The sequence below is a fragment of the Brachybacterium sp. AOP3-A1-3 genome (assembly GCF_052378285.1).
In the GTDB taxonomy this organism is placed as follows: domain Bacteria; phylum Actinomycetota; class Actinomycetes; order Actinomycetales; family Dermabacteraceae; genus Brachybacterium.
In genome coordinates this window covers 52,476-64,838 of record NZ_JBQSXM010000006.1, presented here as the reverse complement: position 1 = coordinate 64,838, position 12,363 = coordinate 52,476, and the positions used below count along the sequence as shown (strand labels likewise).

15 protein-coding genes are annotated in these 12,363 nt (G+C 70.5%); 14 read left to right on the top strand and 1 reads right to left on the bottom strand.

Annotated elements, in window-relative coordinates; translation table 11 throughout:
- Positions 1–42: 42 nt before the first annotated feature.
- The 9 genes from ACT3T5_RS10250 to ACT3T5_RS10210 all read left to right on the top strand — a co-directional run bounded on the left by ACT3T5_RS10250 (position 43) and on the right by ACT3T5_RS10210 (position 7,770).
- Complete coding sequence (locus ACT3T5_RS10250) at positions 43–1,026, top strand: glutamate ABC transporter substrate-binding protein (RefSeq protein ID WP_444577251.1); 984 nt, start codon at positions 43–45, stop codon at positions 1,024–1,026.
- Positions 1,027–1,098: 72 nt separating this feature from the next.
- Entirely contained in the window at positions 1,099–1,797 is a 699-nt protein-coding gene (locus ACT3T5_RS10245) for an amino acid ABC transporter permease (protein ID WP_444577252.1), read from the top strand.
- Complete coding sequence (locus ACT3T5_RS10240; RefSeq protein WP_443351208.1) at positions 1,794–2,651, top strand: amino acid ABC transporter permease; 858 nt, start codon at positions 1,794–1,796, stop codon at positions 2,649–2,651. Before ACT3T5_RS10245 ends, ACT3T5_RS10240 begins: the two co-directional genes overlap by 4 nt.
- Before the next feature lie 262 nt (positions 2,652–2,913).
- Positions 2,914–3,858, top strand: a complete 945-nt coding sequence (locus tag ACT3T5_RS10235) for an ABC transporter ATP-binding protein (protein ID WP_444577253.1) — start codon at positions 2,914–2,916, stop codon at positions 3,856–3,858.
- On the top strand, positions 3,855–4,613 hold the full coding sequence (locus ACT3T5_RS10230) for an ABC transporter permease (RefSeq protein WP_444577254.1): 759 nt from the start codon (positions 3,855–3,857) through the stop codon (positions 4,611–4,613). The genes ACT3T5_RS10235 and ACT3T5_RS10230 overlap by 4 nt, the downstream gene beginning before the upstream one ends.
- Entirely contained in the window at positions 4,610–5,281 is a 672-nt protein-coding gene (locus ACT3T5_RS10225; RefSeq protein WP_444577255.1) for an ABC transporter permease, read from the top strand. The genes ACT3T5_RS10230 and ACT3T5_RS10225 overlap by 4 nt, the downstream gene beginning before the upstream one ends.
- Positions 5,282–5,365: 84 nt before the next feature.
- On the top strand, positions 5,366–6,313 hold the full coding sequence (locus ACT3T5_RS10220; RefSeq protein WP_444577256.1) for an ABC transporter substrate-binding protein: 948 nt from the start codon (positions 5,366–5,368) through the stop codon (positions 6,311–6,313).
- Positions 6,313–7,158 (top strand): SDR family oxidoreductase, encoded by an 846-nt coding sequence (locus tag ACT3T5_RS10215; protein WP_444577257.1) that lies wholly within the window; start codon positions 6,313–6,315, stop codon positions 7,156–7,158. The genes ACT3T5_RS10220 and ACT3T5_RS10215 overlap by 1 nt, the downstream gene beginning before the upstream one ends.
- A gap of 123 nt (positions 7,159–7,281) precedes the next feature.
- The gene (locus ACT3T5_RS10210; protein WP_444577258.1) at positions 7,282–7,770 is read left to right on the top strand and encodes an SRPBCC family protein; all 489 of its coding nucleotides are present in this window, start codon (positions 7,282–7,284) and stop codon (positions 7,768–7,770) included.
- A gap of 136 nt (positions 7,771–7,906) precedes the next feature.
- Here the strand turns inward: ACT3T5_RS10210 and ACT3T5_RS10205 are convergent, their stop codons facing one another.
- A complete protein-coding gene (locus ACT3T5_RS10205) occupies positions 7,907–8,518 on the bottom strand; it encodes a dihydrofolate reductase family protein (RefSeq protein ID WP_444577259.1) in 612 nt (203 codons plus the stop codon).
- 369 nt (positions 8,519–8,887) lie between these two features.
- Here ACT3T5_RS10205 and ACT3T5_RS10200 point away from each other — a divergent pair, with 369 nt between their 5' ends.
- The 5 genes from ACT3T5_RS10200 to ACT3T5_RS10180 all read left to right on the top strand — a co-directional run bounded on the left by ACT3T5_RS10200 (position 8,888) and on the right by ACT3T5_RS10180 (position 12,038).
- Positions 8,888–9,388, top strand: a complete 501-nt coding sequence (locus ACT3T5_RS10200) for a polyketide cyclase (protein WP_444577260.1) — start codon at positions 8,888–8,890, stop codon at positions 9,386–9,388.
- A gap of 134 nt (positions 9,389–9,522) precedes the next feature.
- Positions 9,523–10,017: a polyketide cyclase gene (locus ACT3T5_RS10195; protein WP_444577261.1), complete on the top strand. Its 495-nt coding sequence runs from the start codon at positions 9,523–9,525 to the stop codon at positions 10,015–10,017.
- Positions 10,014–10,418 (top strand): ArsR/SmtB family transcription factor, encoded by a 405-nt coding sequence (locus ACT3T5_RS10190; RefSeq protein ID WP_444594284.1) that lies wholly within the window; start codon positions 10,014–10,016, stop codon positions 10,416–10,418. The genes ACT3T5_RS10195 and ACT3T5_RS10190 overlap by 4 nt, the downstream gene beginning before the upstream one ends.
- A gap of 107 nt (positions 10,419–10,525) precedes the next feature.
- Positions 10,526–11,398 carry a formate dehydrogenase accessory sulfurtransferase FdhD gene (gene fdhD, locus ACT3T5_RS10185; protein WP_444577263.1) on the top strand — a complete coding sequence of 291 codons (873 nt, stop codon included), beginning with the start codon at positions 10,526–10,528 and terminating at the stop codon, positions 11,396–11,398.
- A 172-nt stretch (positions 11,399–11,570) separates the two neighbouring features.
- Positions 11,571–12,038, top strand: a complete 468-nt coding sequence (locus tag ACT3T5_RS10180) for an ASCH domain-containing protein (protein ID WP_444577264.1) — start codon at positions 11,571–11,573, stop codon at positions 12,036–12,038.
- Positions 12,039–12,363: the final 325 nt, after the last annotated feature.

The following is a 12,363-nucleotide window of genomic DNA, read 5'->3' as shown; positions in this document are numbered from 1 at the left end:
CCCTCAGCTCCGCCGGAGCGACCCGAGAGACCGGAGAGATCCATGACCCCCACCTCCTTCCGACCCGGCCGACGCGCCGTCGTCGCCGCCGCGGCCGCCCTGCCGGTCGGCATCGCCCTGGCCGCCTGCTCGAGCGACACGGGCGCCGGCCCCGACCTGGGCGGCGGCGGATCCGATGCCGGCGGCGCGGGCAGCCCCTTCGGGGACGCGGTCGCCTCCGGCCCGGTCGCCGCGGATGACGTCGTCTCCGCCAGCGCCTGGGCCACCGCCATCAAGGACAAGGACAAGCTGGTGCGCGGCGGAACCCTCGCCAACCAGGTGTTCTCCCTGGCCAGCACCTCCGGCGGCGACCCCACCGGCTTCGACGCCGGTCTCACCCAGCTCCTGGCCCGCTACATCCTCGGCGAGGACATCACGGACAAGGTCGAGTACATCGACACCACCGTCGAGACGCGCGAGACCCTCGTCGAGAACGGGACCGTGGACTGCGTGATCGCGACCTATTCGATCACCCCCGAACGCCTCGAGGTCATCAACTTCGCCGGCCCCTACTATCTCTCCGGCACCGCGATCCAGGTGCGCACCGAGGACAAGGACAAGATCTCCGGCCCCAAGGACCTCACCGGGCTGAAGATCGTCACCCAGTCGAACTCGACCGGGGTGCAGGCCGCCGAGGAGAACATCCCGGACTACGACAAGTCGCTCGTCCAGACCCTCCCGGACAACGAGTCCTGCGTCGCCGCGCTCAAGCAAGGGCGGGCCGACGCCTACGTCCTGGACCAGGGCGTCCTGCTCGGCAACTCCGCCGCGGACCCCGAGGTCACCGTCGTCGGCGATCCCTTCGTCGACGATCCCTACGGCGTGGGCCTGTCGAAGGATGATGACGACGCCGTCGACTTCGTGAACACCTTCCTGCAGGAGATCATCGACTCCGGCACCTGGAAGGACCTGTGGACCGCCACCATCGGCGAGGTCATCGAGGGCGATGCGCCCGAGCCGCCCGTCCCGGGCGATCTCCCCGCCTGATCCGTCGCCGGCGCGGCGGGCCCCGAGAGGAGCTCGCCGTGCCTACCGACCTCCCCGTCCCGAGAGGCACCGATGCAAGCTATCGCCGAGAACATCCCCCTGCTGGTGCAGGGCATCGCGTACACCGTCGCGCTGACCCTGCTCGGCTACGTGCTCGCGCTGATCGTCGGCACCGTCCTCGCGGTGTGCCGCGTCAGCCCGATCCCGCCGCTGCGCTGGGCCGCGACCGTCTACGTCGAGATCTTCCGCAACATCCCGCTGCTGAGCCTGCTGATCCTCATCGCCTTCGGACTGCCGGACGTCGGTCTGCGTCTGCCCTACTTCTGGTGCGGCGTGCTGGGGCTGACCCTGTCGTCGGCCGCCTTCGTGTGCGAGAACGTGCGCTCGGGCATCAACACGGTCCCCGTGGGCCACGCGGAGGCCGCGCGCTCGATCGGCCTCGGCTTCTTCGGGACCCTGCGCTACGTGGTGCTCCCGCAGGCCTTCCGCACCATGATCCAGCCGCTGGTGAACGTGTTCATCGGCACCGTGATCGGCTCGGCGCTGTGCTCCGCGATCGCGGTCAGCGAGATCACCTGGGTCACCCAGACCCTCAACATCCAGTACGCGCAGGCCGTGATCATGTTCCTGGTCGCCGGCGCCGTCTACCTCGGAATGTCGCTGGGCGGCTCCGCCCTCGGCGGGGCGCTGGAGAGGGCCGTCTCCCCGGACACCCACGGCTCCTCGCGCCGCCGGAACACGCTGGACGTCACGGCAGGAGCGCAGGCATGAGCGTCTCCACCGCCCCTACCTCCCGCGCCCGACGCTCCTCCAGCACCGCGACGCAGGTGCTCTTCGACGCGCCAGGCCCCAAGGGACGGGCGCGCATCGCGCTGCTGTCGGTCCTCAGCTCCGTTGCGATCCTGGCCGTGATCGGCCTCGGGCTGTGGCAGTTCCAGAAGAACGGGCAGCTGGACCCGAACAAGTGGGTCGTCTACCTGCGGGTCGACTATCTCGCGTTCCTCGGCCGCGGGCTCCTGGGCACGCTGAAGGTCACGGCGGTCGCCGCCGTGGTCGCCTTCCCCTTCGGCCTGCTGCTCGCCCTGGCGCGGTTGTCCCGGTTCGGGGCGCTGAGCAGGGCGGCGACCGTCTGGATCGAGTTCTTCCGCGGCATCCCGATGCTGCTGGTGGTCTACGCCTTCCTGCTGGCGCTGCCCGCCTACGGCGTCACCGTCCCGCGGTTCTGGATGCTGGTGATCCCGATGATCCTGGTCTCCGCGGCGACCACCGCCGAGGTGTTCCGCGCCGGCATCAAGGCCGTGGACATCGGGCAGCACGAGGCGGCCGCCGCGATCGGTCTGGGCCGACGCGACGCACTGATCAGCGTGATCCTGCCGCAAGCCGTGCGGCTGGTGCTGCCCAGCCTGATCCTCGCCCTGGTCACCCTGCTCAAGGACTCCACCCTAGGCTACGTGGTCAGCTACAACGAGCTTCAGTTCCAGGGCAAGACGATGGTCTCGATCACCCGCTACCTGGTGCAGACCTACGTGGTCGTCTCGGTCATCTACATCGCGCTGAACTTCCTGCTCACCCGGATCGCGCTCGCGCTGGATGCGCGGATGAAGGCGCGAGCCTCGGCGAGCTGAGGGAGTTGAGCGCGCTGAACAGGCTGAGCGGGCCGAACAGGTGAGCGAAGGCCTCGGGACGGCCTGCCCGTCGGCGGGGTCGGCGAGCCGTTCGGTCGGTCGGGGTCCGATTTAGGCGGTGCACGCCCCACGACGTGTGTCGGACCGATACCGTACTGTCCTGTGCTCCGGGCACCCGCCCGGCGGCCCCGATGCCCACGGGCACCGGACCGGTCGGCGTCCGCCGCCGCTGCCCTCGACGACCCGTGATGGGGGATAGTCCGTGATCGGATTCGAGAACGTCCGCAAGGAGTACCCCGGCGGCACGCTCGCCGTCGAGGACTTCAGCCTGGAGATCGCCTCCCACGAGGCCCTCGTGCTGGTGGGGACCTCGGGCTCCGGCAAGACGACCCTGATGCGGATGATCAACCGCATGGTGGATCCGACGTCGGGCCGCGTGCACATCGACGGCGACGACGTGGCGAGCCTGGATCCGGTGCAGCTTCGCCGCAGCGTCGGCTACGTCATGCAGGCCTCGGGCCTGCTGCCCCATCGCACCGTGCTCGACAACATCGCCACCGTGCCCGTGCTGCGCGGCACCTCGAAGAACGATGCCCGTCGGCGCGCCCAGGAGCTCATGGAGACCGTGGGCCTGGACGCGGCGCTGGCCCGCCGCTACCCCGGGCAGCTCTCCGGCGGTCAGCAGCAGCGGGTGGGCGTGGCCCGCGGCCTCGCGGCCGACCCGAACATCCTGCTCATGGACGAGCCCTTCGGCGCCGTGGACCCCATCGTGCGCCGGGAGCTGCAGCAGGAGCTGATGCACCTGCAGCGGGACCTGAAGAAGACGATCGTGTTCGTCACCCACGACATCGACGAGGCCTTCCTCATCGGCGATCGCGTGGTGCTCCTCAAGCCCGGTGGCGTCATCGCCCAGATCGGCACCCCGCAGGAGATCCTCGCGGAGCCGGCCGACGACTTCGTGGCGAGCTTCGTGGGCGCGGACCGCGGGGTCCGCACTCTGCACGTCGAACGGGTCGACGGGCGCGACGTCGTGGTCGATGCCGACGGGCGCGCCGCCGGCGTGCTGGAGGCTCGCGCCGCCGCAGGGCGTGGGTCGGCGGGTGACGGGCCGACGGGGGAGAGCACCCGGGGCGGCCAGCCGGTCGGTGACACGCCGACCGGTGACCAGGCGACCGGTGACCAGCCGAGGGGGGCGACCTCGCCATGAGCTGGGTGCTCGAGAACCTCGACGTGATCGCGGGCTACACCGGCTCTCATCTGCTGCAGGCCATCCCGCCGATCCTGGTCGCGTTCGTGCTGTCGCTGCCGCTGGCGAAGCTGGCCAACTCCCGCGGCTGGCTGCGCACCGGCGTCACCACCACCTCCGGACTGATGTACGCGATCCCCTCGCTGCCGCTGTTCGTGCTGCTGCCCGGCCTCCTCGGCACCGGCGTGCGCAGCCCGCTGAACATCTCGATCGCCCTGTCGCTGTACGGGCTCGCGCTCATGGTGCCGGCGGCGTCCGACGCCTTCCGGTCCGTGAGCCGGGACGTGCTCGGCTCGGCGACCGCCCAGGGGTATGCGCCGTCGGCCCGCTTCCTGCAGGTCGAGCTGCCGCTGGCGGGCCCCGTGCTGCTGGCCGGGGTGCGCGTCGTCGCGGTCAGCACGATCTCGCTGGTCACCGTCGGCGGTGTGCTCGGCGTGCCCAGCCTCGGCATGCTCTTCGTGGACGGGTTCCGGCGCGGCATCCTCGCCGAGATCGGGGCCGGCGTGGTGCTCACCGCAGTGCTCGCACTGCTCACCGACGCGCTGCTGGTGCTGCTGGGACGTGCGCTCATGCCGTGGTCACGGACCAGCACCCGACCCCGCATCCGGGCCCGACCCCGTACGCAGGCGCAGACCCAGCCCCAGACCGGGCCCCAGGCGCAGGCCGGGTCCCCGTCGCCGGCGCCGGCGCAGAGCAATGCGGGGAGGCAGTCATGAACGGCAACCCGTACCTCGAAGCCTTCGCCTGGCTCGGGGATCCCACGCACTGGTCCGGGCCCTCCGGGATCCCGATGCGCACCCTCGAGCACCTCGGCTACACCGTGCTGGGCGTGGCCGTCGCCGCCCTGATCGCCATCCCGCTGGGCCTGTTCGTGGGCCATACGGCGATCGGCAAGGGGATCGCGGTGACCGCCGCCGGTGCCGCCCGAGCCCTGCCCACCCTGGGCCTGGTCACCCTGTTCGCCCTGATGGTGGGGATCGGGCTCACCGCGCCGATGCTCGCCTTCGTGATCCTCGCGATCCCGTCCCTGCTGGCCGGGGCCTCCTCGGCCGTCGAATCCGCGGATCCGGCGACCGTCGATGCCGCCCGCGCGCAGGGGATGACTGAATGGCAGATCCTCACGCGGGTCGAGGTCCCGCTGGGGATGCCGCTGATCGTCGGCGGTTTCCGCGGGGCGACCGTGCAGGTCGTGGCCACGGCGATGCTCGCCGCCTACGTCGGGAACGGGGGCCTGGGTCGCTACATCTTCCTGGGGCTCGGCTCCCAGGACTACCCGCAGATGATCGCCGGGTCCGTGCTGGTGATCGCCCTCGCCCTCGTGCTCGACCTCGCCCTGCTGCTGACCCAGCGACTGACGCTGCCCCGCGGCACCCGTCCCGCCTGACCGTCCGCCCGCCTGACTGCCTGATCGCCCGCCCACTCGAGTGCCCACCACGATCGCTCAGCCCCGCCTGTCTCAAGGAGAATCATGTCCATCCACAGCACCCGTCGTCACCTGCTCGGCGCGCTCGGTCTCGGCGGCGTCGCACTCGGCGCGGCCGCCTGCAGCTCCTCGGATCCCTTCGCGGAGGAGGACGGCGCCGGCGGCGGCTCATCGGACGGCGGCGGTTCGGCCGACGCCGGCACGATCGTCGTCGGCTCGCAGGCGTACTACTCCAACGAGATCATCGCCGAGCTGTTCGCCCAGGTGCTCGAGAAGGCCGGCCTCACCGTCGACCGCCAGTACCAGATCGGCCAGCGCGAGGTGTACCTCCCCGAGCTCGAGAGCGGAGCGCTCGACGTGATGCCCGAGTACACGGGCAACCTGTTGCAGAACTACGAGCCCGACGCGGAATCCGCGAGCCCGGAGGAGATCCACTCGGCGCTGTCCGAGGTGCTCCCGGACGGGCTGCGCCTGCTGCCCTTCGCGGAGGCCACCGACCAGGACTCGTACACCACGACCTCCGACTTCGCGAGCTCGAACTCCCTGGCCACGATCGCGGACCTCGCCGGCCTCAAGGACCTGAAGATCGCCGCCAACAGCGAGTTCGAGGTGCGCCCCTACGGCCCCGAGGGCGTCAAGAAGGTCTACGGCGTGGACATCGCCGTGGTCCCCGTGGAGGACGGCGGCGGGCCCCTGACCGTCCAGGCCCTGACCGACGGGGACGTGCAGCTCGCGGACCTCTACACCTCCGACCCCGCGATCATCGCGAACGATCTGGTCCCGCTCGAGGATCCCGAATCGCTGATCCTCCCGCAGAACGTGGTGCCGGTCGTGTCGAAGAAGGTCGACGACGACGCCGCGGCGGCGATCACCACGGTGATCGAGGCACTCAGCGCCGACGACCTCGTCGAGCTGAACCGGCGCAGCGTCGAGGACCAGTCGAGCTCCGCGGACATCGCGAAGGACTGGCTGGGGGAGAAGGGACTGATCTGATGCGCATCGCCGTCACGGGAGCCACCGGGAAGGTCGGCGGGGAGGTCGCGCGCCTGCTCACGATCGAGGCCGACGGCGAGGGCCGTCTGCGCCTGGTCGTCCGGGACGAGGCACGAGCCCCGCGGGAGCCCGGAGCGGAGATCGCGGTCGCGGACTTCTCCGACGCCGCAGCCTGCCGCGCCGCTTTCGCGGACGTCGACGCGCTCCTGCTCGTCTCGGCCGGGGAGGCGGCGGACCGCATCGAGCAGCACCGCACCGCGATCACCGCCGCCGCGGAGGCCGGGGTGGGGCACATCGTCTACACCTCGTTCCTCGGGGCATCGCCGAGCGCCGAGTTCACCCTCGCCCGCGACCACGGGGCCACCGAGCAGATGCTCCGCGAATCGGGCGTGGCCTGGACCGTCCTTCGTGACAGCTTCTACGCCGACGTGCTGATCGACTTCGCCGGCGAGGAGCGCGTGATCCGCGGCCCGGCCGGGGTGGGACGCTGCGCGTACGTCGCCCGGGCGGACGTCGCCGAGGTCGCCGCGACGATCCTGCGCGACCCCGCCCCGTGGGCGGGACGGGCCCTGGACCTCACCGGCCCGGTCGCCGTCACCCTCGGGGAGGCCGCGCTGCTGATGACCCGGGCGCGCGGGGTGGAGTACGAGTACGTCGACGAGACGCTCGAGGAGGCGCGTGCCTCCCGCGCCCCGTACGGCGCCCCCGACTGGCAGGTCGATGCCTGGATCAGCACGTACACCGCGATCGGATCGGGCGCTCTCGACGTGGTCAGCGGGGACGTCGAGCTCGTGCTGGGCCGCGGCCCCCGCACGCTCGAGGAGACCGTCGCCGACCCGTTGTGATCACCCCGGATCTGCGGTGACTGCCGACTGCTGCGACTGCCCCGTACCGGCTGTGACCGGCGGTGATGACCAGGTGGTCGGCTCACGGATGACATCGTCCGTCCGACGCGGCACAGTGAAGGCATGACGAACAACGAGACCCATGTGACCGTGACCCGCACCATCGACGCCCCGGCGAAGGACCTGTTCAGCCTGCTGACGCTGCCTGCGCGGCACCACGAGTTCGACGGCTCGGGCACCGTGCGGAACTCGGACGACACCGAGCGCATCGACAAGTCCGGCGAGAAGTTCGTGATGAACATGCACCGCGACGCGATGGGCGGCGACTACCGCACCCACAACTTCGTCACCGCGTACGACGAGAACAAGATGGTCGGCTGGCAGCCGGCCCCCGAGGCAGAAGATGGCACCGCCCCCACCGAGCCCCTCGGCTGGGAGTGGCTCTACGAGCTCAAGTCCCAGGGGACGGACTCCACCGAGGTGAGCCTGACCTACGACTGGTCCAAGGTCACCGACCAGAAGCTCCTGAAGCAGGTCGGCTTCCCGGCCATCCCCGAGGAGGACCTCGAGCAGTCGCTCAACCTGCTCGCCGCGGCGGTCACCAACCCCTGATCAGCCCCCGAGCGGCGGCCTGATCGGCCCTCGAGTAGCGGCCTGACCTGCCCCCGAGCAGCGGCCCGACCTGGCCTGCGCAGCACTGCGGTGCCTCCCGGACGGGAGGCGCCGCAGTGAGTACGGGAGGTCCGGGTCAACCGGCGTCGGGGGACGAGAGCGCGTCGGCTCTGTCCCGGAGGACGTCGTAGACGTCCAGCCGCACCCCGTTGGAGAAGGTCTCCGAGCGTTGCAGCGCCAGGCGGCTGTAGGCGTCGCCGTCGGCGAACAGACGCTTGCCCGTGCCGAGCACGACCGGGAAGGTGAGCAGGTGATAGCGGTCCACGAGTCCCGCCGCGGCGAGCGACTGCACCAGCGCCGCCGAGCCGTGCACGAGGACCGGACCGCCCTCGCCCGCCAGCAGCTCCCGCACCTCGTCGAGATCGCGCAGCAGGTGGCAGTTCTCCCAGCGCGTCCCCATGACCTGCTCCCGGGTGAGGGTCGTGGACACGACGTGCTTGGGCATGCGGTTGTACGCGGCGAACTGCTCGTCCATGTCCGGCCAGACGGGCGCGAACTCCTCGAAGGAGACCCGGCCCAGCAGCAGCGCGGTCGCCTCCTCCTGCTCGCTGCCCTTGATCGCGTACGCCTCGGGCACGAACTCGAGGCCCTGGACGGTCCATCCCGCATGGGGATGGGCGCCCCCGCCGGGGGCCTCCATCACCCCGTCGAGGCTGAGGAACTCGGTGACGATGAGCTGACGGGTCATGGGTCTCCTCGGAGAGGGGTGCGCCGCAGCGTGCATCGCAGGCGGACACAGCAGGCGGACACAGCAGGCGGACACAGCAGGCGGACACAGCAGGCGAGTGCAGCAGGCGGGCACAGCAGGCGAGTGCAGCAGGCGGGCACAGCAGGCGAGTGCAGCAGGCGGGCACAGCAGGCGAGTGCAGCAGGCGGGCACAGCAGGCGGGCACAGCAGCGATGGCACCTCGATGGCACCGCGGCGGCACGGCGACGGTGCGGTCAGCATAGGCCGCTCGGACTCGCCGCGCGGGTCGGTCTTGACTGCGGGCCGGACTCTGTCACTCTGGGGTACAGGCGGCACCGTAGCCGCCCACCGAGCACGAGGAGTTCCATCATGCGTGTTGGCAACATCCAGGCCACCTCGGACGACGTCCCTGATGAGATCAAGCGCAGCATCCGCATCAGAGCGACCGCCGAGACCGTGTTCGCGATCGTGCGCGAGCCGGGCTGGTTCATCAACGACGGGGAGTACCGCAAGCACGAGGTGCAGACCGCCGGCGGGATCTCCCGGATCAAGGACCCCGTGTACGGCATCTGCAGCCTGTCGGCCACGGTGTACGAGCCGCCGGACAAGGTCGGATTCCGCTGGCTGGGAGGAGGGATCGGAGCCATCTCCGACGCCTCCAACAGCGTCGTGTTCACCATCGATCCCGTCGGCTCCGCACGGTCCGACGAGGTGCGGCTGACCGTGCAGGAGACCGGGTTCGCCCGGCTGGGGGAGGACGTCGCAGTACGTCGGAAGAACTATGAGGAGAACGCCGTCGGCTGGGACCAGCAGCTCGAGCTGGCACGCGATCTGGCCGAGAAGCGCTCGGACCCGCGCCGACGCGGCTGACGGGTCCCCGTCGGTGCGACTGACGAGAACTTCCCACACCGGGGTGCAACCAGCGGGTTGCACCCTGTCGTCGGCTCTGGCACGCTGTGGGGAAGCGGCCGCTTCGGCCGCGCCCCCACGCCGAGGAGCAGGTCATGACCGACCACGAAACCCGTCTCACCACGGACGACGTCCCGGACGAGATCGAGCGAAGCATCCATATCGACGCCACGGCCGAGACGGTCTTCGCGATCATCCGTGAGCCGGGGTGGTACATCAACGACGGGGAGTACCGCGAGCACGAGATCACCACCGACGGCGCCGTATCCACGGTCGTCGATCCCGTGCACGGGACGTTCTCGATCGTGACCGAGACGCTCGAGCCGCCCCGTCGTGCGGTGTTCCGCTGGCTCGGTGGAGCACCTGGCGGAGCTGCTGACGACGCCGATGCCTCCTCCACCGTCGTCGAGTTCACGATCCGCTCCGCGGGTCCGACGGCAGCGGACGGCGTGCAGCTCACCGTGCGCGAGCACGGCTTCTCGACGATCAGCGAGGACGCTGCGGTGCGTCGTACGACCTTCGAGGAGAACTCCCGGGGATGGATCGAGGAGCTCGAGGTCGCACGCACGGTCGCGGAAGCCGCGCGGTGAGCCCGGACTCCGAACCGGGTCGACGACTCCTCTCACCGGACTCCTCGGGGGCGCCGGATCCGTCGGAAGGCCTGCTCGGTCCAGGTGCGGACGCCGTCTTCACGGCGCTCGCCGACCGCACCCGTCGGCAGATCCTGGTGCGCCTGGCGGAGAAACCCGATGACGCCGGCGCCGTGGCCCGCGATCTGGGTCTGTCGCGGCAGGCGGTCGCGAAGCAGCTGCGAATCCTGGAGAGCGCCGGGATGGTCGATGCCCAGCGGGTATCGGCGAGGAAGGTGCACTCGGTCGACCCCTCCCGGATTCTCTCGGTCTCCGATCTGCTCGGGGCCGTGGGCGGCGGCCGGGATCGTCGCCTCGCGCGGATCAAGGACGTGGCCGAGCAGTGGGACGGGTCGGACTGAGGGAGCGGGCCGTGGGGTGGCGCCGAGCGGGCTCGCTGTGGGCTCGGACCACGGGGTCGGATTGTGGTGCGGAGCCGCGGCGCAGGTGAGCGGACTATCCTCGGAGGATGGGCAGGGTCACCGACACGACGCGGATCCGCACCGTCCGGGTGCGTGAAGGCAGGCTGTATGCAGGCCGCAAGGGCGATCACGTCGCGGTCGAGGAGCCTCTGGACATCCGGGTGAACGGTCAGCAGATCTCGCTGACCATGCGCACTCCGGGCCACGACGTCGAGCTCGTCCACGGCTTCCTGCACGGCGAGGCCGTGATCCGCGACCGCGAGGACATTCTCGAGGCGCGCTACTGCGACGGCGCCGTGGTGGACGACGGCAGCGGCTTCGCCCGGAACTCGTACAACGTCATGGACTTCACGACCTCCCGACCCCAGTTGCTTCCCCTGGTCACGAAGAACTTCACCACCACCTCCGCCTGCGGGGTCTGCGGCTCCGAGAGCATCGACGCGGTGCGGCAGAAGAGCCGCTACACGCTGCTGCGCAGCTGGACCCTGGATCCCCGCGTGATCCTCGAGGCCGCGCGCACGCTCACCGCTCACCAGGCCGTCTTCGCCCGCACGGGCGGCGTCCACGCCGCGGCGCTCGTCGATCTCGAGGGGAACCTCCTCGTGGCGCGCGAGGACGTGGGCCGGCACAACGCGGTGGACAAGGTCATCGGCTGGGCTCTGCTCGAGGACCGGTTGCCACTGCGCGACTGCTTCCTGCTGGTCTCCTCCCGGGCCAGCTTCGAGATCGCCCAGAAGGCGTATATGGCCGGCATCCCGCTGCTGGCCTGCGTCTCCGCCGCGACCTCGCTCGCCGTGGAGACCGCCGAGGAGTTCGGGATGACGCTCGTCGGCTTCACCCGTGCGGCCGAGGACGGCGATGGACGCATGAACATCTACACCCACCCCGACCGGCTCGACCTCTCCGCCGCCGAAGGCTGACCGGCTCTGCAGGGCCAGCGAGACCACCGGGTGCCGACGGGGCCAGCGCGGCGAGCGGGCGCCGACGAGCCAGTGAGGGGAGCATGTTCCGACGGGGCCAGCGAGGGGAGTGGGCGCCGACGAGTCCATGAATTCGCTGTTCATCTCAGGAATCGGAATGTAGCGTCGCGGTGTGAATCTCTCTGCGCGCAGCGACTTCTGGGCGCTCGCCCGCGCCGCCCATCCGGGCCTCCCCTTCGAGCCCCCGGAAGCCTGGGCCTTCGGGGCGACCGCGGGACAGGCCGATGAGCTCCTTGCCCTCGTGCTCGACGGGTCCAAGTCCGCCACGAGCTCCTCAGTGCAGGATTACGCCGACGAGGACGAGCCCCTGCCCGCGATCGGGGACCTGTCGATCGTGCTTGACGAGGCAGGGGTGCCCAGGGCGGTGCTCGAGGTGGTCTCCGTCGAGGTGAGGCCCTTCGACGAGGTGACCGAAGAGCATGCCCGCGCCGAAGGGGAGGACGACCGGACCCTGGTCAGCTGGCGTCGCCTCCACGAGCAGTTCTGGCGGGAGCACTCCGCCCACGGCTTCGCCCGGGACATGCCCGTGCTCTGCGAGAGCTTCCGGGTGCTGCACGCAGCAACCCCGCGACATTCCTGACGCTGTATTGCGCAGGGGTGGGCCGATGGTGCTGCGCAGGGGCGAGCTGCTGGTGCTGTGCAGGGGTGAGCCGGTGGTGAGGTGACGTGGGGATATCGCCATGTCACCTCACCAGTGGCCCGGCGCCGACACGGCACCGTGCCCCACGCCGGGAGGTAGCCGGTGGCGCGAGGTGTGCAGCGGGGACATATATGGCGGTGCCTGTTCACCTGGCGACGGTGGATGCGTATTTGGCGGTGCCTGTTCACCTGGCGACGGTGGATGCGTATAGGTAGGGGTGGATCCGGACGGATAGGGGTGGATCCGGACGGATAGGGGTGGCCAC

What these genes read in the sequence shown, in the direction of transcription:
- ACT3T5_RS10245 (WP_444577252.1), top strand. Translation starts at nt 1,099, where the DNA reads ATGCAAGCTATCGCCGAGAACATCCCCCTGCTGGTGCAGGGCATCGCG.
- ACT3T5_RS10210 (WP_444577258.1), top strand. Translation starts at nt 7,282, where the DNA reads ATGACGAACAACGAGACCCATGTGACCGTGACCCGCACCATCGACGCC.
- ACT3T5_RS10200 (WP_444577260.1), top strand. Translation starts at nt 8,888, where the DNA reads ATGCGTGTTGGCAACATCCAGGCCACCTCGGACGACGTCCCTGATGAG.
- ACT3T5_RS10250 (WP_444577251.1), top strand. Translation starts at nt 43, where the DNA reads ATGACCCCCACCTCCTTCCGACCCGGCCGACGCGCCGTCGTCGCCGCC.
- ACT3T5_RS10240 (WP_443351208.1), top strand. Translation starts at nt 1,794, where the DNA reads ATGAGCGTCTCCACCGCCCCTACCTCCCGCGCCCGACGCTCCTCCAGC.
- ACT3T5_RS10230 (WP_444577254.1), top strand. Translation starts at nt 3,855, where the DNA reads ATGAGCTGGGTGCTCGAGAACCTCGACGTGATCGCGGGCTACACCGGC.
- ACT3T5_RS10205 (WP_444577259.1), bottom strand. Translation starts at nt 8,518, where the DNA reads ATGACCCGTCAGCTCATCGTCACCGAGTTCCTCAGCCTCGACGGGGTG.
- ACT3T5_RS10220 (WP_444577256.1), top strand. Translation starts at nt 5,366, where the DNA reads ATGTCCATCCACAGCACCCGTCGTCACCTGCTCGGCGCGCTCGGTCTC.
- ACT3T5_RS10215 (WP_444577257.1), top strand. Translation starts at nt 6,313, where the DNA reads ATGCGCATCGCCGTCACGGGAGCCACCGGGAAGGTCGGCGGGGAGGTC.
- fdhD (WP_444577263.1), top strand. Translation starts at nt 10,526, where the DNA reads ATGGGCAGGGTCACCGACACGACGCGGATCCGCACCGTCCGGGTGCGT.
- ACT3T5_RS10195 (WP_444577261.1), top strand. Translation starts at nt 9,523, where the DNA reads ATGACCGACCACGAAACCCGTCTCACCACGGACGACGTCCCGGACGAG.
- ACT3T5_RS10225 (WP_444577255.1), top strand. Translation starts at nt 4,610, where the DNA reads ATGAACGGCAACCCGTACCTCGAAGCCTTCGCCTGGCTCGGGGATCCC.